We start from the raw sequence: 20,675 nt of genomic DNA, 5'->3' as shown, positions 1-20,675 counted from the left end.
CCTTAAATACCGTATTTACATATCTGAAAATATTTGATAATATATACATTATGGATAAGAGTTTTATATTGAGTCCGTCGCTTTTAAGCGCGGATTTTTCAAAACTCGGCAGCGAGTTAAAATATATAGAAGATAACGGAGGCAAATGGGTTCATATCGACGTAATGGACGGACAGTTTGTACCTAATTTAACCTTCGGAGCTCCGGTAGTAAAAAGTATCCGAAAGTGCTCCTCTTTGCCCTTCGATGTTCATCTTATGGTAAATAATCCTGAAAATCTTGTAAAGGACTTTGCGGCGGCAGGGGCAGACTGGTTTACCTTTCATGCGGAAGCTTCCGTTCATACCGACAGACTCATATCCGATATTAAAGCAAATGGAATGAAGGCGGGTATAAGTATTGTGCCTACAACGCCGATAAGTATTATAGAGAATATTTTACCGATCGTAGATCTTGTATTGATAATGAGCGTAAATCCGGGGTTCGGAGGACAAAAACTTCTTCCTTATTGCTTAAAAAAAGTTTCCGTCTTAAAAGAAATAAAAAAAGAGGAAAACTTAAAATATTTGATTTCGATTGACGGCGGAGTTAATTCCGAAAATATTGAAACGGTAAAAAAAGCAGGTGCGGAAGTTATAGTTTCCGGCTCGGCATTTTTTTCGGGAGAATTAAGAATATGAAAAAGCGTGTTTTTTTAATTTTTTTTGCGGCACTGTGTGTGCAGCTTTTTTCTCAAACTTATAAAGATTACCTATCTTCGGGGCTTGACGCTTATGCCCGTTCCGACTGGTCTTCTGCGGTTTTTTCCTTTCAAAAAGCAATTGAAGCTTCAAGCGGAACCTCCGATGAGGCCCTCTATTGGTTGATTATGGCGAATGCTTCCGCAAAAAATTACAGGCAAGCCCTATCCGATACGGCTCTTTTTTTGCAAAAATTTCCGAACAGTCTTAAAGCTCCGGAAGTTATTTATCAGCAAGGAAGAATACTTTGTCTTTGTGCGGAACATGAAAAATCAATTAATATTTTATACGGATTTTTGCGCCGTTATCCCGGGCATAGACAAATTCCTTCGGCCTATTATTGGATAGGCGAAAATCTCTATATGGCGGGCAGATTAAAAGATGCGCGTACCATTTTTTCCCGCGTTATTATCGATTACCCGTCGTCCGCAAAGGTGGAGCCTTCACGATATAAAATAGCCCTCATAGACCAATCTTCAACACAGGACGAATTGTTAAAGCTGTTAAAAATAAGCCATGAAGAACTTTTAAAACTTTCGGAAGAATATGAAAAGGCAAAGAAAAATTATGAACAAACCGTAGCCGTTTACCAAAAACAGGCGGGAGAAATAAACCGCGACGGTAGAATTGCAGAGCTTGCCGAAAAACTTCAAATGGAGCAAAAGAAAAACGAAGAATTATACGATAAATTGGTTATGTTTGAATTAAAAAACCAAGAACTGGAAGCTATGCTTGCCAAACTTGACCCCAATTATGCCGCAAAAATGAACGGAGAAGTTCCGGAAGCGGACTATGCGGATGCCGAGAAAAAACGTGCGGCGCTTGAAGCCCTACGTGAAAAGGCAAAACAGCTTCAAAGTATGTACGACCAATTATTGGAGGAAAATAAAAAATGAAAAAAAAGATTTTTTTATAAGTTTAATATCGATATTGTGTATTTCATCGGGTTATACAAAGCAAAAAACCGATTATGAACTTATTTCGGGGAATTTAAAACTTAAAGTTTTCGCCGCAACGGGGCATTTTTGCCTATACAGTCTTTCTCCGCGGGGAAAAGGGCTATATATGCCTCTTTACGATGACCGCTCTTTAGGAAGAGATAATAAGTTTTACGTTCTGCACAACAAAAAAATTTATGAGCTGAAAAAGAAAATAGGTAAACCCGTTAAAATAGAACAAGGCGATGACTTTATAAATATAATTTTTTACTTTACCGATAAATTTTACGTTACTCAAAAACTGTCTTTTACGGCACAAACATACGGCACAAGCGGGCCTCTTTTAAAAATTGAAACCGCTATAGAAAACACTTGCGGAACCTATGCCGATGTAGCCTTAAAAGCCATATTCGATACTAATTTGGGAGAAAACAGACGTATTCCGCTTTATACCGATTTACGTACCGGAATTTTCCGCGAAACCGTACTGGAACCCAAATTTGAAAAAGATTCCGCCGTTATTTCAGCCAACTCGGACGCTGCCTGTCTGTTTTTAATCAACCATACCGACGCTTCGCAGGTTGAAAATATCTATATCGCAAACTGGGACAGACTTCAAAGTGTAGGCTGGATTCCGCCTATTGTACAGGGGCGCAGTTTCAGTACAAAATATTTTCATAACGATTCGGCCTTGCTTTTTGTTTGGCCCGAAGCTCATTTGCAAAACAACGAAACCTTAACCGTAAGTATGTTCATAGGTTATTACGACTACTTAAGACGTAATGAAAAACCTAAAGAAGAAGCCGTAACGGAAGTTCAAGAAACCGTAAAGGTTTTGCCCGAACCGGTACAGCCCGTTCCGGAACAAATGTCTTCTCAAGAATTAAAAGATTATACTTATATAAAAACTTTGCTTGAAAAAATAGCGGAAGTGGAAGCCGACCCCGACAAAGTTTCCGATGAATACATAGACGATTTGACAAAACAAGCCGATAGTGCTATAAACGATATACAGGAATAACTAATGGCTCTTTCAGTAATCGACCAGGGTAAAAAACTGTTTGCAAAGCGGAAATATAACGAAGTAATCTCCACTCTTGAACGTCATGTTTTGGACTATAGGGATTCTTTTACCTTCCACTTTTATCTCGGACTTGCCTATTTATATTCCGGAGAAATTCCCGCAGCAAAGGATTATTTTTCGCGGGCAAGACAAATTAAACCTACCGACCCCGATTTACTTGCTGCAGAAGCCGTAATGTTTTTACGCAGATGCGATACCGCAAATGCCATTCAATATTATATTCTTGCCCTGGAATATAATCCCAACTATAAACTTGCACAAAAAGGCTTGGGCTTTATCCGAAATAATAATTCTCCTGAAAAAATAGGAGATATTGTCCAATCGGGTAAAATAAAAAAACTGTATCCCAATCCCATGAAAGAGGAAAAAAGAGGGAAAAGAATAGCGGTTGCTCTGGTTTGTTTAATTGCAGCCGTTTCAATATCCGTTATAGTTCCGTATATTTACAAAACACGTAAATTTTCCGAAAACGAAAGAGCCAATATGGACGATTTTAAACTCAGCTCAAACGAAAAAAAATATGCCGTCGATATGGAAGGCACGTTTTTATACGTCCTTACCGAAAGCCAAATTCTTTCGGCTTATTCAAATGCGCAATCCTACTTTAAAGAGCACCGCGACAATGCGGCTCAAGTGGAAATAAACCGCCTGCTTTCGTCCAATGCTTCGTTTTCCATAAAACAAAAAGCCCGTCTTTTAATGGATTATCTTGAAGAGCCGGGTTTCGACAGTATAAAAGACCTTTATGAATTTTCTAAAGTACGTAAAGAGCCCCTGCTTTATCTCGATTGCTGGGTAGTATGGAAGGGAATGCCTACAAATATTCAATCCGGCTCTTACAGCACCGTCTTTAATCTTTTAGTAGGTTATGATACAAAACAGCAATTGGAAGGTGTGGTAACCGTTTCATGCGAATTTGTCGCAAAAATAGACCCCGATAGGCCGGTAAGCGTTTTAGGACAAATTCAAATAAAAGACGGAGTAGTGTGTTTAAGAGGCAAGGGTATTCATCAAAGCCAAAAGCCTGCCGAAAACGAATAAAAAATTTAAAATTCTATATGCAAGGCGGTAATAATATCGGTATCCGACGCCTTGCAGCAGGCTCTGTTTAGACAATTTTTCAGTTCGCGTATATTTCCGTGCCAGTTATTAAGGTAAAGTTTTTCCATTGCGCTTGAAGAAATTCTTTTTCCCGTACTTTTTAAATAATAATTAACCAACAAGGCAATATCTTCTTTACGTTTTCTGAGAGGAGGAATTTCATAACGCAAAACATCAAGCCTATAGTATAAATCCCGTCTAAAAAGCTTTTTCTTTATAAGCTCTCTTAAATTTTCGTTTGAAGCGCAAATTAACCTAAAGTCGGTTTTTTTAATGTTCATAGAGCCTACGGGGCAAAAAGCCTTTGTTTCCAGGACGTGCAGCAGTTTGGCCTGAACGGCCGGCGATAAACTCTCCATTTCATCTAAAAATATAGTACCTCCGTTTGCCGCAGCAAATATTCCGTCTTTTGTTTCAGCATCGGTAAAGCTCCCCTTTTCAGTTCCGAACAAAAACGACTCTGCAAGATTTTCGGGGATACAGCCGACATTTATAGGCATAAATTTTTTAGTTTTAAAAGCCGACAGCTTATGGATAAGCTCGGCAACCAAACCCTTGCCGCAACCTGTTTCGCCCAAAAGCAAAACGGGAAAATCGTTTTTTGAAGCTTTTACAATAAATTCCTTTAAGGCGGCTGCCGCTCGGCTTTTACCGATAATGTTTGAATTTATTATATCCGCAGTATTTTTATCCATATTCATTAAAACGGTTTGATTCTTACGGCTTTCTTTATCGGAAAAAAAATTTTCTATATATTGTTTGATAAATAAAAAGTCTTGCGGTAAATCAAAAATGCCGGAAATTAAATATTTCGAAAATTGCAATTTTAAAATTTCGGCTCCGCCGTGAACGATAAGAAATACATTAAGCATAGGGAAATAATTTTTTAATTTATCCAATGCTTCAAGGGGAAACATACCTCCGGTTTCAACATCAAAGAGAAGGAAATCACACTTAATCTTTTCTAAAAATTCAAAAATAGCTCCGCTGTTGTAAGTTACCTGTAAATCCCAAATATCGTGCGTTTGAGATAAAAGCATTTCAACGTCTTTTTTTGAATATGCAGAATAAATACACGTCCTCATCTGTAAACATTGTATCACGTATACAACATATATACAATCTTTTCAGTTTAAATTATACCGTCGGTATTTATATTGTTTCTATAGGAAGAATTTTATCCAAATCTTTTAATATTGAAAGTATTTTAACCTTTTTATCTTCGGAATAAATATTCGCTTCGTCTTTCAGTTTTTCCAAAACCGGCAAAAGAGGTTTTAATTGATTTATATCAACCTTGGAATGGTTATATTCCAAAAGAATACTGCCGGTAAGCGGATTATGCTCAATGTTTTTTAAGGCGGGGAATTTTTTTAAAATCGAAACGGCGGCGGCGGTAATTTCTTCATCTTTAAATACTGCGGCTCTAAGCCGTATTCTGCCCGGGAAAAAACTCGTAATCACTTTTCTTCTCCGCTTAAAATTTTTTGCATAGCCTTAATGCTTATAGTTACGGTAAGCGAATTATGCAGTACCGCCGCCATCGCCGGAGATATGAGACCGAACATTCCGCCGAAAAGCAACAGAGAGTTTCCTCCTATAATCAGTTTGTTGTTGTTTTCTATACGCTTTAATAAACCTTGCCCCAACCGGCGCACGGTAACAAGACTTTTAATTCCGCCGCCCGATAAAACTATATCGGCAGTGTCGCCTGCAATAGAGGAGCAGTTATCCATAGCAATACCTACATTCGCTGCGGACAGTGCCGGGGCATCGTTAATGCCGTCTCCTATCATTATTACCTTGTTTCCCGATTTTATTTCGTTTTGAACATAGTTTACCTTATCTTCAGGCAGGGCTTGAGAATAATACTCGTTTATTCCCGTTTGCAAAGCAATTTTTGCCGCAGCCTGTTCGGCATCGCCGGTTATCATTACGCATTTTTTTATACCGGTTTGCCTTAATTCTTTTACAGCCGCAGCGCTTTCTTCACGCACGGGGTCTCCTATTGTAAGAATACCCGCAAGTTTTCCGTCAACGGCCAAGTATAAAAGGGAGTATCCCGATTCCGCAGCGACTTTTTGAACGGAAAGAGCTTTTTCGGTAAGCGGAACTTTTTCATCTTCAAAAATAAAATGAGCGCTTCCTATACAAAGTCTTTTTCCTTTTAATGTGGAAACTATTCCGTGAGCAACTATATATTCTACTTTTGCGTGCCGCTCCGGATGGGTAAGCCCCCGATTTTCGGTAGCTTTTACTACGGCTCGTCCAAGCGGATGAGGAAAATGTTCTTCAAGGCAGGCCGCAAGTTTAAGTATTTCATTCTTTTTAAACCCTTCAAACGCATATACTTCCGCCAAAACGGGTTCAGCATAAGTAAGGGTTCCGGTTTTATCGAAAATAACGGTATCGGCCAAGGCGGCTTCTTCTAAAAATTTTCCGCCTTTAACGGAAATATATTGTTCGGCAGCTTCTTTCATTGCCGAAAGAACGGCAATCGGAGCCGCCAGCTTCATTGCACAAGAATAATCTACCATCAGTGTGGAAATGGTTTTTGAAATATTTCTCGTAAATAAATAAGTTAAACCCGTAAGTAAAAAGTTAAAAGGAACTATTTGCTCGGCAAGCTTTTCGGAGCGTTTTTGTGCGGCGGCTTTTAAACTCTGAGAGCGGTCAATCATAGAAATAATATTATTTACCTTGGTTTCCGTTCCCGCGCTGCGTACACGGATATAAAGTTCGCCGTCCTCAAGAATTGTACCGGCAAAAACGATGCAGCCTTCGGTTTTTTCTACCGGCAACGATTCCCCTGTGATGCTTGCCTGATTTACAAGACCTTCACCTTTTTCCACATTACCGTCGGCAGGAATTTGACTGCCCGCACGGACAACTATAAAGTCGCCCTTTTTTAAGGCGGAAGCAGGAATACTGCGTTCTTCACTTCCTTCGACAAGATGAACCGGCTCATTGGAAATAAGAAGGATTTGAGCTAAATTGCTGTATGATTGTCTGCGGGTAAGCTCTTCTATTTCTTCGCCCATATCCAGCAAGGTAGCAACGGAACGTGCGGTAGATATCTTACCGTCAAGTACTGCCGCCGTAAGAGCCGCGGCATCAAGCAAATCGGTACTGAAAAACTTCCCGTTTATAACGGATTGTATCGCTTTAAAAATACGGGGTAATATGCTTTTATATAATAATAAATTGCGTATCGGCATGGGAAGGAAAGAGCGTAATACAACATCAAAGAGCGTACCGACTAAAATATCCAAAATACTTTCCGTAAAAGGTATTTCCGCAACCGCTGCAAGTAATTTTTCATCGTTTAAATACTTGTCGGAAAGCACCTTAAATAAGGCGATGATTTCTTTTTCCGAGATAATATTGAGGTCGTAATAAATTAAAAAAGAACAGGTTTTAGGGTTTACTTGAATATCGGTAATACCCTCCTGAACCGCAATTAAAGTTTGCGCAAGAACCGCCTGCCGGGGCGAAATTCCAGAACGTTTATAATGCACTCTGATTCTTCCCGGCAGAGAATGTTTAACGGTAATTTCCATTGTAAGCTAAAAACTTATCAGGCTTTTTTTGCTTGATTATATTCGGCTTCCGCTGCAATATCCTGCGCATCTTCTTTTATAGATTCCGCAAAAGCTACAGCTTCCTGTTTCAGCTGCATTCCCTTTCCTACAACGGAAGCGCAAGCCTTGCGGAATACAGGAGTACGTATAATTGAAGCCGCTGCAAGACCTGCGGCAACTCCTACACCAAAAGCAACCCATTTATTTGAAAACATATTGTGTACCTCCGGGCGTAATATACCAGTTTTTTTAAAAAAAAGCAAGATTAAAATTGAATTCCCTATAAAACAGTTTAAAAAGACGTTCCCGTATTTTTGGCGGTAATTCCGTTTTTAAGCGAAGTATAAATATTTTTATCGACCGTTCCCCTGCCCAAATTAAGCCGCCTGCCTATAGCCGCATTACTGGGTCCTTTTACCTGTTTATCGCTTATTTCTTTTGTCTTATAAAAAAACCGGACATTTGCCTTATACGACCTTGTTAATTTCGCATACGACTGATAATCTTTTTCGGTTATTTTTAAAAGATTTTCAAATACTTTTAATTTTATATAATATTTATTCCGCTTGTAATTTATTTCTTTAATATTTTCTTTACAGCGCACACATTCGTTTTTAAAAGAGTGCACTATATCGAATAAAAGCCTGAAAGGCATATTTATCTCTTTAGATATTTTTTTAATCATATTATCGTCCAAAAATAAACAAGCCTTACAAGTCAGCAAAAATATTCTTCTCTGGTATATATTCATACCTGCATAAACGGTACGCAGAGAAACTTCTTTAAAGTTTTTTCCCATATCGTCTTTTTTATAAGGAACAGTGTTTTCACTTGCGTAAAAAGTGTAATACCCTTCATTTTCCAAATCTTCGGCAATAATGTTCATTCTATATTGCTCTTCACTTTTTAAAACTTCTTCTTTGATACGCGCATTCCGTAATTCCGAAATAAAATTTATAGCGGCATACTTTAACCTTGTAATTAAATATGTTTTAAATGATGAAAAGTTGGGATTAAAACATTTAAGAGTGCTAGGAATTTTTTTATAAAATTCTAAAAGAAAGTCGTTGCGCTTGTCTTCATCGCCGATAATAACTCCCAGTTTTTCCAAGTTAAAGTACATAACCGTAAAAATTTTCATAGTCAGTTCATCGCGTAAGTTTTGCGTTTTTGCCGATTTGTAGTTTTCCGCAAGTATATTTAAATTATCTACAGTAAATTCCATTTTTCGATTTCTCCTATTATGCCTGTAATGGCATTTAAACATAGGCAAAAATCGTACCGGTTTTATTTGAAGATAATACACGATATTTCAGTGATTTTTATATTTTAAAAAGTAAATCTCTTTTTTACATTGATTTTATCCGTACGGGGTTTAAAGAAAAAATGAGTTTCTCTTTTTTTAATCCGATATTTTTTAAAATAAACTTTAAGCGTAAATTTAAAAATACCGGATTAAAATCTAACGGACGCATTATTTTTCTTCCGGTTTAATATTCCCCAAACCTATTACCGAAATATTCTTAGGTATTTCCGGGATTCCCAAAACCGGAACCATAGGCAGCTCGTATTCGATAAGTTTCTTAATTAAAAGACGTCCTTCTTCAGGTACAAGAATAACCGCAATACCCATAAATTGTGAATTAAAGTTATTATATGCGGTTTGTACCGAACGGAGCCAAGCCTTTTTTTGTTCCGTATCTATTGCAGGCATAGGTCCGTTAAAGGTTTCCACTCTGCTTTCAATTACGGTTTGTAAAAATACGGGGTCAACCATAAAAGCTCTAAGCGTATTATCGCTATCTATATACTGCTGAACTATTTGCCGTCCCAGTCTCTGACGAACCTTTTCGGCAATTAAATACACATCTCCCGTTAAACGGCGGTAATCTGCAATGGTTTCCAAAATTGCCGCCGTGTTTCTGATTGAAACGTTTTCTTCCAAAAGACATTGCAGAATTTTTTGCAGTTCGCCGAGGCTGAATTTTTGGTTAGACTGAATTTCTTCAACAACAACGGGATTGGTCTTTTTAACGGATTCCAAAATATCGCTTACCATTTGACGAGTTAAAATATCCGCCGCATGTGTTTTTATGATGTGAGTTAAATGCGTTGCAACAATAGAAGGGGGGTCTATAACCGTATAACCCGCACGTTCGGCAGCGCTCCTATTTTCTTCGGAAATCCAAAGAGCCGGAAGTCCGAAGGCGGGGTCTACGGTTGTTTCGCCCGCAATTTCGTCCTGTACATTACCGGGATTTACGGCAAGATATGCCCCCATTCTTATTTTAGCTCTTGCAACCTCCGTTCCCTGAATGGTAAAACAATACTCATCGGGGTCCAATTTTACATTATCCATAATGCGGATAATGGGCATAACAAGCCCTATTTCAAGGGCTATTTCCTGACGAATCCGCTTTACACGGGCTAAAAGCTCTGCGCCCTTAGATTCGTCAACGAGAGGTAAAAGTCCGTAGCCGAATTGAAGAGAAAGGTCGTCCAAGGGATTTACCGCTTTGGAATCTTCACCGCCCGGCTTTGAAGCCTTTTCGGAAGCGCTCTTTGCCGCCTTTGCTTCATTTTCGGTAAGCATACGTAGTGTCTGCGTTTTTTGCAACCGCCAACCCAAAAATGCAAGAGCAAGTGCCAGAATAATCAAGATAATTGAAGGAAAGCCCGGCAGTATCGCCATAAGCAAAAGAGTTCCGGCTCCGATATAATATATTTTCGAATTTTGAGAAAATTGGTTTGTTACCTCGCTTCCGAAAGAACCGGTAGAAGCTGAACGAGTTACCACAAGACCGGTTGCAACCGAAATTAAAAGCGACGGAAGCTGGGCTAAAAGCCCGTCGCCTATCGTAAAGCGCGTATACATTTGTACCGCATTGCCGAAAGCTTCGTTTCTAAATACCATGCCTATAATTAAACCGGCAAAGATATTTAATATAGTCATAAAAATTCCTATTTTAACATTGCCGGAAACGAATTTGCTTGCACCGTCCATTGCCCCGTAAAAATCCGTAGCCTTTTGTAAGTCTTCCTTTTTTTTACGGGCTTCCGCTTCGGTTATAATACCGGCATTATATTCCGCCTCAATCGACATACTGCGCGTATTGTTAAAATCTAAGGCAAAGCGTGCCGCAACTTCGGCAATTCTGGTTGCACCCTTTGTTATAACAAAGGCTTGTACGGCAATTAAAATAATAAAAAACTACCAAACCTACCACTAAGCCCTGATTTCCGCCGGAACCTATAACAAAGGAGCTGAAGGCATCAATCATTTTTCCGTCAAATTTAGAGCCTAGGGTTAAAATAAGGCGCGTAGAAGAAACATTTATAGCAAGTCCGAATATCGTGGAAACCAATAAAAGAGATGGAAATACCGTAAATTCCGTAGGCTTATCTACAAACAGAACAATCAGCAATATCATCAAACTGAATATGAGGTTAACCGCCATAAATAAGTCCAACAGCGAAGTAGGAAGCGGAATTATTATCATAAAAACAATAAGAAGCGCCGCAACAGCGACCGCTACATTCGGAATATCTTTTATAATTTTATTATCAGCCATTTATTCCGTCAGTCCTCCCGGGGATTTCCCCTTCATTGCATAAACTTTCATAAAAATAATAGAAAGAGATGTATAATATTCATTGGGAACTACCTGTCCCAAATCCACATTTGCATATAAGGCCCGCGCTAAGGGAACGTTTTCCATTAAAGGTATATCGTGTTCGCGGGCAATGCGTTTTATGTTTTGTGCAGCCGTATCCGTACCCTTTGCAATAACCATAGGGGCAGGCATTTCTCCCTGCTTCCATTGCAATGCTACCGCATAGTGAGTCGGGTTTGTAATTACCACATCGGCATTAGGCACGTTTTTTATTCCCGTTTTTTTCAAAATTGCCTGCATTTGTCTGCTTATTTGCGACTTTATCATAGGGTCGCCTTCCAATTCCTTGTATTCCTGAGTAACTTCAGTTTTCGACATTTTTAAAGAATCTAAAAACTGTTTTCTCTGGAAAATATAATCCGGGATACTCAATACAACCAATGCCGCAGCGGCAAAGGCTAAAATTTTCGCAGCCGTCTTTGCAATAAAAAAAACCGAATCCGCAAAGCCGACTTGCAGCATGGAAATCATTGTAGTGATATTACTTTTTATAACAAGATATCCTATAAAACCGATAATTACTACTTTAAAAAGCGATTTTGCCAAATTAAAAAGCCCTTCAGATGAAAAAAGAGCCCGCTTAAAAAAACGCGCGAAATTGGGCGTTATTTTTTGGAAATTAGGCTGAATCGGCTTTGCCGAAAATAAAAAACCGCGGTTTTGAATAATGTTGCTTATAACACCTGCAAGCATTGCAATTATGGTAATCGGAAAAACGGTTTTAAGCAAGTAGTTAAGAAATACGGCGAACCAAGCTCCGTTAAAAAGACTTTCGGTAGTGCACCTTTCAAAAAAGAAAGAAATAACCTGCATTAGGGATTTAAACATATAAGGACCCAAAATAATAAGAGCAATTACTGGAAAAAGAACTACTACCGCAGCGTTTAAATCCTGACTTTTCGCAACGCGCCCCTCTTCCCTTGCCTTTCTGATTCTATGCTCGGTAGGGTCTTCCGTTTTACCGTCATCTTCAGCGGCAAACCATTGTAATCCGATTAATTTATTAAAGTAATCGAGTTCGGAGTCAAAACAGATTTTATACAAAAGAATACCGTCCGCACTTTTCACCTTGCCCCTCCTAAACCGCTTAATAAATTCCAAAATGCGGATAACCCGTTTTCCAAAATAATTTCAAATGTGTTTATAAAAAACGGCAAGGCTATTGTAAGAATTAAAAATGCCGTTAATATCGTAATAGGAAAACCTTCCGACAATAAATTCATTTGAGGAGCCGCCTTTGTTAAAAGCCCCATTGTAACGTGAATTAAAACAAGGGTTCCCATAATGGGAAGCGAAATTATAATAGCATTTAAAAAAAGATTTCCTACAGCGTTTAAAAAATAATTTGAAAGAGGCTCCTGTCTTTGTAAAAAAGCAAGACAGTTTACATATTCTATACTTTTCATTACTCCGCCTAAAAAAAGCTTTTGAAAGCCCTTAATTTGCAAAAAAACAAGGGCTGCAACAAAATTGAAGTATTGTCCCATTAAGGGGTTTTCAATTTGAGCAAGGGCATCGTAAACTTCGGAAGCGCCGAAACCCATTTGAAATGAAAAAAATTGTCCTGCCGTGCTGAAAGTTGCAAACAGAATACTTATAAAAAAACCGGTTAAAACACCGATTAACCCCTCGCCTAAAAGCAAAAGAGCGTATTCAAGCGAAAAAGCGTCGGGAATCGTAAGTGCAGGATAGGCATAGGGCGAAACCGTAAAGGCGGTAAGTCCTGCAAGCCCTATTTTAGCAATACGCGAAACATTCCGCATAGAAGTAAGAGGAGAGGTCATTATCATCGCAAAAATACGGACCGCCGCAAGTAAAAAAACGGGCTCTTTATTTAAAATAAAACCTAAGGGCTGCATTTTTTACGCCTTTAAATAAAGTTATAACCGAACAATCAGCGTACCAGCTGAGGAATTAAATCCATCAGCGAAATAAAATATCCGCGTAAAACGGCAAATATCCAACCCGCTAAAAGGGCAAGCATTCCGAGTATAGTAAAAATTTTCGGAACAAAGGTAAGGGTTTGTTCCTGTATTGAAGTTGTAGCCTGAAAAATCGCCACAATAAGCCCTACCAAAAGAGCCGCAATTAAAATAGGTGCGGAAATTACTAAAACTACCCATATACCTTCCCGCATTAAAGTAACTATTGTTCCGATAGACATTATCCCCTCCCGACGTATAGGAATTTTCTAAAATATAACTTAAGTTTTAGAAATAATCCGGATAACCTCTAAAATATAATCGAGTTTTAGAGATGTCTTATATTATATCATTCTTTTACATTTTATTAAAGTATGGAAAAAGAAAGCCGTATAAAAATTAACTTTTAAAATTTATAGATGAAAATCACCTCAAAATCGAAAAGAAAATTATTTCCTTATAAGTTTCAGCCTTGCTTTTTAGCTTTGAATTTTATATAATACGAACCGCTTATAAATATTTTTATAAGATTTTAAAAAAAATATACAAAAGCCTTTTTATTCCGTATAATAATAGTGTAAGGGCGGAAAATAAATTTAAATTACACATAAGGAGATTATTGTGGCAAAAACAAGAAACGAAATGCCTGCGGACGCAAATACCGAAGACAAATTAAAGGCTCTTGAAGCGGCGAGACTTCAAATTGAAAAACAATTCGGACAGGGCTCTTTAATGAAGCTCGGCAGCAATCCTGCAATAGGAAATATCGATTCAATTCCTTCAGGAAGTATTCTTTTGGACGAAGCTCTAGGGATAGGCGGATACCCCAGAGGCCGTATTATCGAGATTTTCGGACCGGAGTCGTCGGGAAAAACTACAATAGCTCTTCATGCCGTTGCGGAAGCTCAAAAACAAAAGGGCATAGCGGCTTTTATAGATGCCGAACACGCTCTTGACCCTCAATATGCAAAGGCTTTGGGCGTAAACATCGACGAGCTTTGGGTTTCGCAGCCCGACACTGGAGAACAAGCCCTTGAAATTGCCGAGAGTTTGGTACGTTCCGGCGCCGTAGATATAATAGTAATTGACTCGGTTGCCGCCCTTACACCTCAAGCGGAAATAGAAGGGGAAATGGGAGACTCTCACATGGGATTACAGGCCCGCCTTATGAGTCAGGCCTTAAGAAAACTTACTGCGATTATAAGTAAATCTAAATGTATGATTATCTTTATTAATCAAATAAGAATGAAAATCGGTGTTATGTTCGGAAGCCCTGAAACCACTACCGGCGGAAATGCCCTTAAATTTTATGCGTCCGTACGTCTTGATGTAAGAAAAACCGAAACTCTCGGAAAAGACGATGACGGAGCATGGGGAAATAAAATTAAGGTAAAAGTTGTAAAAAATAAGGTAGCCCCGCCTTTTAAAAAAGCCGAAATGGAAATACAATTCGGAAAAGGAGTTTGTCCTTACGGAAGCCTTTTGGATTCGGCCGTTAAACAGGAAATTATTAAAAAAAGCGGTTCATGGTATTCTTACGGAGATGATAAAATAGGACAAGGTCGCCCCAATGCCGTTAAATTTTTGGAAGAAAATATTGAGCTTACGCGTAACATCGAAAAAGAATTGCGGGAAAAGCTCTTTCCCGGAAGGCCCTATGTTTCAAGCTTTGTAGAAAAAACGCAAGAACAAAAAGAAGCTCAGGAAAAAGCCGCCGCCGCCGCACGCTCCGATTCTTCAACCTCATCGGACACGGAAAATAAAGAAAGAGAAGAGCCTTCCGAAAAGAAAAAAACGGCTCCTCAACCGGAAGTAATCGGTAAACCGGCCGATGACAGTCTGTTCTAAATTTTAAAACGGGTTTTAAATACATACCGAATGATTTTTATAAAAGGTTATTCGGTATTTTTATTTGCAGCTATATATACGGAATTAAATTTTTTAAGGGGATTTTTTTATGAATAAAAATAAGGCGGCGGGAAATGCAATGCTCATACTGACATCGTTTATCTGGGGAACCGCATTTGTTGCTCAACGCACGGGAATGGATTATGTTCAACCTTTTACTTTTATGACGGGACGTTATGTACTTGCATTTATTTCACTTGGGATTGTTGCAGCAGTGATAAAACTTACCGAAAAAAGAGAAAAAATCCTTGCGGAAAACGAAAAGCCCCTTTGTAAAATAAAAAGACGCAACACGGTTTTAAGCGGACTTGTTACCGGATTTTTTCTCTTTTTAGGTTCCACATTTCAACAAACCGGCATATTGTATACTACGGTAGGAAAAGCAGGTTTTATTACCTCTTTGTACATAGTAATTGTCCCCTTATTCGGAGTCTTTACTGGAAAAAAAATACGAAAACTTGTCTGGATAGGCGTAGTTTTTGAAATAATAGGTTTATACCTTTTAACAATAAAAGAAGGTTTCAGTATAGGTTACGGCGATTTAATTATTTTTGCAAGCTCTTTCGTATGGGCGGGGCACGTTTTATCTATAGATTATTTCAGCAAAAAAGTAGACCCAGTTTATATGTCGTTTTTGCAATTTGCCTTTTGTTCAATCTTATCTGCGGCGGCAATGTTTATTGCGGATACACCCGTATGGAGCAACATAACAGCGGGCTGGTTTCCGATTTTCTATGCGGGAGTTTTTTCGTCAGGTATAGGCTATACATTACAGATGATAGCTCAAAAAAACACCGACCCTACAATAGCTTCTCTTATCCTAAGTTTGGAAGCCGTATTCGGTGCAATAGCCGGTTACTATTTTTTAGGAGAAATATTAAGCATAAAAGAACTTTTAGGCTGCGCCGTCTTATTTACCGCAGTTATTATCGCTCAGTTTCCGGAAAAGTCTAAAAAATAAATAAGGGCGGCAAATAACGTCCCTTATACGGACTTCCCGGTTTTTAAGTTAATTTATAAAGATTATCCTCAAGCAAATTAAAAAAATAAGTACGATGAAAATCCGAGCCGAATTTATCTACGGTAAAAATTTGCTTTGCTTTTTCCATAATACCTAAAACTTCACGATGCGGCAAAGGCAAACTCCTGCCCAAAAGTAAATTATCGAATTCTTTTTCACGGATAAGCCGATTAGAAGAAAAAAAGAGCCGCATTTCGGATAAAATATTTTTTTGAATTCTAATTAAAAATAAAAACGATGCGGCATCTTCGCTCAAATTATAATGAGAGTCGAGCTTCGCATAAAAATTCTTTGTCCACGATTCGTTGGGAATACGTATTTTCGTTATTACATAAGATGAGCTTCTTTTTTCATTGTAACTTGTATCTATGTATTTTGCAAAAGGCACCCACTCTATTTCTTCACCCGTACGTATTTCCAACTTTGCATCAAGAGCAAGCATAGGCAAAAACGTACCTGAGCTCGCTTCAGCATTTGCAATATTTCCGCCTATTGTAGCAAGATAGCGAAGCGAATTATTGGATATTTTTTCTATTGCGGAATATAAAACGGGCGGTATATTTTTTTTCCCCAAATCCAAAATTTCATTTAAAGTAACCGCCGCCCCGAATTCAAAATAGCGCTCCGTTTTAAAAATTTCCTTTAATTCCGGTATTTGATTTATATCCAAAAGATGTTGAGGTAAATCGATAATATCGCCGGTTTGATTATTTAAAAACCCCGTAGCCCCCGCAATAGGAACAACTCCCGAAATATTTTTCAGCATAATCTGCATTTCCTGCAAAGAGCGAGCCCTGTATATATTTGATTTTTTTGTCAAAGATTCCATAACTTTCTCCGGCTAATTTATTTTCTTTTTTGAGATTTACCGATACGTGTAATTGCGGAAAATAAATCCTCAAAACTTGTACATCGGCACATCGAGCTGGAATAAACCCTGCGTATTTTTTCTTCCGCACTTTGTGCCGAAGCGTCAAGGCCGGAAGTTAAAATAGAGTGAGCAAAAAATATTTTACCCGCATCGCAAAATCCGCACATTTCAACTCCGGCCTGGTCAAAACCGGCACTTATAACCTTATAAGCTTCGGTGGTTTTAAAATACTCAAGGGTTATTATTTCCGCACCTTCAACCTTAAAAACCGGCACAAGACACGAGGGAACCGGCTTACCGTTCATAAGCACGGTACATGAACCGCATTGGCCGTTTAGACATGAGGATTTTAAACTGAAAAGACCGAATTCTCTGCGTAAGACATAAACAAGCCTTTCATTGGCTACGGCTTCAATTTGTACATTTGTTCCGTTTAAGTTAAAACTAATTCTCATCGGATTCCTCACTTATTGCAAAAGCTTTAAAAATATCCTCGGTAAACACGGGAAGAGTATCTATACGGCGGTATTTAATCATAATTTGATTTAATGCCGAAATATATGCAGCCGGAACCAATCCTTCCGCAAGCTCTCCTACACCGCGTGTTTTCAGCTCACTTTCGATAATAAATGCCCTAATTGGAGGGATATGCCCGGTAGGAAGAATTTTATATCTTGACGGAAGGATATTTCTTTCCTGAAGTTTTTCTATCGATATATTAGAAATTGCATTTGCAATAGATTTATGAATATTGTGCATAACCATTTTTTTTGAATAAATTTTACCCGGATTACATGCAAACCAAATACCCTTTATTTCCACCGAATAATTGCTGCGGTTCAGTTCAAGCTCTACGGCACAAACGGCGGGGGTCATTGAAATAAAAGGAACTCCTTTAAGAAGCGTATTATCCCAGTCCTTAGTTTTTGTAATCTTATATGTTTTACTTACGGTAATGGGAAGAGGTTTTCTAAACCTTTGATTTTTAATTCCGGTACAGCACTTCGATATAAGCTCGGGGATAATGGAAATACCGCATGAAGAAGTAGCAGCTCCCGTAATACTCATCTCGTCGGTACTGCCGCCCAAAAAAATAACCGAGTTTTCGTCTGCTTCAAGCTCTTTGGCAATTTGTTTACGCAATATTTTTTTTAAACTGTCCGAAACGGGCTCCGCTTTAACAATAACCCTATCGTCAATAGTCAACGTAATTTCCGCACTGTAATTCATTCCCGATTTTACAAGAATATTGGACCCGTTATATTGAAGCCCCGCCGCAATTCCGATACCTCTCCAATTTCCGTCATACCGGTTTTTTCTCCCCGTATTTATCAAGCGATAAGCATAGTATTTCCTATAAAAATCGCTTGTGGAGCATACCGCTTTAAACAGATTCTCTATGGACAACTCTTCATCATTTTTAACTCCGCAAATTCTTGCCTGACCCGTGCGCAAAGCATTATCCAAGCGGAACTTAATCGGACATAAATTAAGCTGGTTTACAATTTCGTTTATATGTTTTTCCAAGGCGGCCGTTATATATGCATCTCCCCAACCGGTGAATAAATCGGTAAGACCGCAATTGGTTTTAATCGCAACGGCATTTATACTGTAAGAAGGCAATCGGTAAAGGCTCGCCGCGGTTACCGTAATTTGCTTTAATATTTGATTTATAAAAGGATTAAATGAGCCGGTATCTACAATAACGGAAACATCCATAGCTTCAATTAAACCCGAATTTGAAACGGCGGTTTTATGCTGTATTAAAAGACCTTGAGATTTTGCAGTATATAAAAAATCTTCCTGACGTGTAAACTGAATCGAAATATTCTTTTTTGTAAGATATGACGCAAGAGCGATTTGGGCTGCGAGCAGAGAGGGAAACCAAATTCTTCCGTCAAGAGATTCCGCTTCATTGTGAAGTATTACATTTACCTGCCCCTTAGAAACCGCCAAAACATCGCATACCGAATTTAAAATATGAAAAGGCCATTGAGATGCAATATGAACTTCCAATCGCCCCTTATTCCAATTTGTTTTTACACATGCCGTTTCCGCATGATAATGATATTTTTGTTTAAGAGAAAATGTAGAATAAACAATATTTTTGCTTTTATCGAAAATACTTTCGGTATTCCCGCATGACAAAGATTCTTTTGCTATAGTCGGATAATCGAAATAATTTTTTACCTCTTCTTCAAAAGTAAATTGAGATTTCGGCCTTAAAGCGGCTTGAGTTTTTATTTTAAAAAGAGGCGCAAGTTCCGAAAGAATTTTTTTATCGGGACCGGTTAATACCCCTACAGCCTGTCCCGCATACTCTATTTTATCCTCGGCAAAAACCGGAATAGCCGAATCAAAAAAAGAAACCGAATTTTTCCCTACAATATCTTCCGCCGAAAAAAAAGCATAACCTTCAGGCAAATCCGGTTTTTCTATCCCCAGCAATTTGGAATCCGTATCGAAAGAGCGTATAATTTGAGCATACTCCGTTTTTTCAAACGTTAAATCCGAAACAAAATCTTTACACATGTTCAACGCTTATTAGCTTCCCCTATCTTTAAAACCGTATCGGTAACATACTCTATATCCTCATTTGACATTGAAGGATAAAACGGTAAACTTAAACTTTGCTCATACTTTAAACGGCTTTCAGGAAAATCGGCACCGTTTAACCCGTACCGTTTTTTTATATACGTCATTTCAAAATGCGGAATAAAGTGCATGGAAATTCCAAGTCCGCTTTCCTGTAAGAGGCGGGCAAATTCATCGCGTGTAATTTTCAGCATATCAAGGTTTAAACGCAAAATATACAAATGCCATGCATTCCCGTTTCCGTCAGGCGGAAGAATAAAAAGCGGATTATCCGAAAACGCCTTATTGTATTTTTCGGCAACTTTTTTCCGCCGTTCATAAAATAAAAGAGCTTTTTTAAGCTGAACTTTTCCTATAGCGGAAAGAATGTCAGGCAGATTAAATTTCCAGCCCGCTTCCGTTACATCGTATTTCCAAGAAGCCTTAGTGTCGGTGTAGCGGTCCCAAATTGTACGGTTAATTCCATGGGAACGCATAAGCCGGATTCTTTTTGCAATTTCTTCATCGTTTGTGCAAATCATTCCGCCTTCGCCGGTAGTAAGCGTTTTTGTAGCATAAAAAGAAAAAACGCCGCAAGTACCGAGAGTGCCTGCATATCCTTCTTCAGTTTTTGAAGGGAAAGCATGAGCCGTATCTTCTATAACCGCAACACCGTACTTTTTTGCAAGAAAATTTATTTCTTTCATATTGCAAACATTTCCCGCAATATGGATAGGAACAACGGCTTTTATAGTTTTATCTTTTTTTAATTCCGCCTCAATTTTTTCAGGAGCTATACTATATGAATCTTTTTCAATATCGGCATAAACAATTTCCGCTCCTAAATGAAGAGCCGAGGTTGCCGTTGAAATAAAGGTATAAGGACTTGTAAGAATTTTTGTGCCGCTTTTTACTCCGCACGCATCGTAAGCCAAAATTAAACCGCTTGAAGCCGAATTAACTGCAAGAGAAAATTTACTCCCCGTAAATTCCGAGAATTCATTTTCGAATTCCAAGGTTTCTTTCCCGGTAGTAAGCCAGCCGGATTTTAAAATTCGACACACGGCATTCTCTTCTTCTTCGGAAAAAGACGGCACAAAAAACGGAATATTTTTTTTACAGTTTGTGATTTGCATTATATTAAACCCTTTATATACCCTTGCGGTTTAAAACTGAGTATACAATAAATTTTAGGATTATTCAATTATTAAGGGCGGGCGGCAAAATGAATTCAAAGCAGGCGGAAGTTAAAGTTCCGTCT

General features: G+C 38.4%; 18 protein-coding genes and 1 pseudogene. 6 read left to right on the top strand and 13 right to left on the bottom strand.

The features are described 5' to 3' along the window. Window positions 1–50: 50 nt before the first annotated feature. Genes rpe through DYQ05_RS05320 form a run of 4 tightly spaced genes read left to right on the top strand, consistent with a single transcriptional unit; the run spans window position 51 to window position 3,803 of the window. Window positions 51–680 carry a ribulose-phosphate 3-epimerase gene (rpe, locus tag DYQ05_RS05335; protein ID WP_206183986.1) on the top strand — a complete coding sequence of 210 codons (630 nt, stop codon included), beginning with the start codon at window positions 51–53 and terminating at the stop codon, window positions 678–680. Further along, window positions 677–1,636 (top strand): tetratricopeptide repeat protein, encoded by a 960-nt coding sequence (locus DYQ05_RS05330; RefSeq protein WP_020964927.1) that lies wholly within the window; start codon window positions 677–679, stop codon window positions 1,634–1,636. The genes rpe and DYQ05_RS05330 overlap by 4 nt, the downstream gene beginning before the upstream one ends. Further along, the gene (locus DYQ05_RS05325) at window positions 1,575–2,699 is read left to right on the top strand and encodes a hypothetical protein (RefSeq protein WP_206183985.1); all 1,125 of its coding nucleotides are present in this window, start codon (window positions 1,575–1,577) and stop codon (window positions 2,697–2,699) included. The genes DYQ05_RS05330 and DYQ05_RS05325 overlap by 62 nt, the downstream gene beginning before the upstream one ends. Before the next feature lie 3 nt (window positions 2,700–2,702). After that, window positions 2,703–3,803 carry a tetratricopeptide repeat protein gene (locus tag DYQ05_RS05320; RefSeq protein WP_020964925.1) on the top strand — a complete coding sequence of 367 codons (1,101 nt, stop codon included), beginning with the start codon at window positions 2,703–2,705 and terminating at the stop codon, window positions 3,801–3,803. Window positions 3,804–3,808: 5 nt separating this feature from the next. On the opposite strand, the gene DYQ05_RS05315 is transcribed toward DYQ05_RS05320, so the two are convergent. The 9 genes and pseudogenes from DYQ05_RS05315 to fliQ all read right to left on the bottom strand — a co-directional run bounded on the left by DYQ05_RS05315 (window position 3,809) and on the right by fliQ (window position 13,282). Beyond that, complete coding sequence (locus tag DYQ05_RS05315; RefSeq protein ID WP_020964924.1) at window positions 3,809–4,948, bottom strand: sigma 54-interacting transcriptional regulator; 1,140 nt, start codon at window positions 4,946–4,948, stop codon at window positions 3,809–3,811. A gap of 67 nt (window positions 4,949–5,015) precedes the next feature. Continuing rightward, window positions 5,016–5,327 (bottom strand): HMA2 domain-containing protein, encoded by a 312-nt coding sequence (locus DYQ05_RS05310; protein WP_206183984.1) that lies wholly within the window; start codon window positions 5,325–5,327, stop codon window positions 5,016–5,018. Next, entirely contained in the window at window positions 5,324–7,423 is a 2,100-nt protein-coding gene (locus DYQ05_RS05305; RefSeq protein ID WP_206183983.1) for a heavy metal translocating P-type ATPase, read from the bottom strand. Before DYQ05_RS05305 ends, DYQ05_RS05310 begins: the two co-directional genes overlap by 4 nt. Before the next feature lie 17 nt (window positions 7,424–7,440). Next, window positions 7,441–7,659, bottom strand: a complete 219-nt coding sequence (locus DYQ05_RS05300; protein WP_020964921.1) for a hypothetical protein — start codon at window positions 7,657–7,659, stop codon at window positions 7,441–7,443. A gap of 77 nt (window positions 7,660–7,736) precedes the next feature. Continuing rightward, a complete protein-coding gene (locus DYQ05_RS05295; RefSeq protein ID WP_206183982.1) occupies window positions 7,737–8,669 on the bottom strand; it encodes a hypothetical protein in 933 nt (310 codons plus the stop codon). A gap of 249 nt (window positions 8,670–8,918) precedes the next feature. Further along, a pseudogene (flhA, locus tag DYQ05_RS05290) lies at window positions 8,919–11,016 on the bottom strand (flagellar biosynthesis protein FlhA). Further along, entirely contained in the window at window positions 11,017–12,168 is a 1,152-nt protein-coding gene (gene flhB / locus DYQ05_RS05285) for a flagellar biosynthesis protein FlhB (RefSeq protein ID WP_051296396.1), read from the bottom strand. Between the two features lie 14 nt (window positions 12,169–12,182). Then, window positions 12,183–12,977 carry a flagellar biosynthetic protein FliR gene (gene fliR, locus DYQ05_RS05280; protein WP_206183981.1) on the bottom strand — a complete coding sequence of 265 codons (795 nt, stop codon included), beginning with the start codon at window positions 12,975–12,977 and terminating at the stop codon, window positions 12,183–12,185. A gap of 35 nt (window positions 12,978–13,012) precedes the next feature. Then, entirely contained in the window at window positions 13,013–13,282 is a 270-nt protein-coding gene (gene fliQ / locus DYQ05_RS05275; RefSeq protein ID WP_020964915.1) for a flagellar biosynthesis protein FliQ, read from the bottom strand. Window positions 13,283–13,661: 379 nt separating this feature from the next. Here fliQ and recA point away from each other — a divergent pair, with 379 nt between their 5' ends. Beyond that, window positions 13,662–14,888, top strand: a complete 1,227-nt coding sequence (gene recA / locus DYQ05_RS05270) for a recombinase RecA (RefSeq protein ID WP_206183980.1) — start codon at window positions 13,662–13,664, stop codon at window positions 14,886–14,888. Between the two features lie 109 nt (window positions 14,889–14,997). Further along, complete coding sequence (locus tag DYQ05_RS05265; protein WP_206183979.1) at window positions 14,998–15,909, top strand: DMT family transporter; 912 nt, start codon at window positions 14,998–15,000, stop codon at window positions 15,907–15,909. Between the two features lie 43 nt (window positions 15,910–15,952). Here DYQ05_RS05265 and DYQ05_RS05260 read toward each other — a convergent pair whose 3' ends face one another. From DYQ05_RS05260 to DYQ05_RS05245, 4 genes are read right to left on the bottom strand one after another with little or no spacing between them, the layout of a single operon-like run. Then, window positions 15,953–16,798, bottom strand: a complete 846-nt coding sequence (locus DYQ05_RS05260) for an FAD binding domain-containing protein (RefSeq protein WP_024467760.1) — start codon at window positions 16,796–16,798, stop codon at window positions 15,953–15,955. 17 nt (window positions 16,799–16,815) lie between these two features. Continuing rightward, a complete protein-coding gene (locus tag DYQ05_RS05255; RefSeq protein WP_020964911.1) occupies window positions 16,816–17,295 on the bottom strand; it encodes a (2Fe-2S)-binding protein in 480 nt (159 codons plus the stop codon). After that, complete coding sequence (locus DYQ05_RS05250; protein WP_024468523.1) at window positions 17,285–19,372, bottom strand: molybdopterin cofactor-binding domain-containing protein; 2,088 nt, start codon at window positions 19,370–19,372, stop codon at window positions 17,285–17,287. The genes DYQ05_RS05255 and DYQ05_RS05250 overlap by 11 nt, the downstream gene beginning before the upstream one ends. 2 nt (window positions 19,373–19,374) lie before the next feature. Next, entirely contained in the window at window positions 19,375–20,550 is a 1,176-nt protein-coding gene (locus DYQ05_RS05245; RefSeq protein WP_206183978.1) for a DegT/DnrJ/EryC1/StrS family aminotransferase, read from the bottom strand. Between the last annotated feature and the right edge of the window lie 125 nt (window positions 20,551–20,675).

Source organism: Treponema pedis, from assembly GCF_017161325.1.
GTDB lineage: Bacteria > Spirochaetota > Spirochaetia > Treponematales > Treponemataceae > Treponema_B > Treponema_B pedis.
This window is presented reverse-complemented; position numbering and strand designations above follow the sequence as displayed.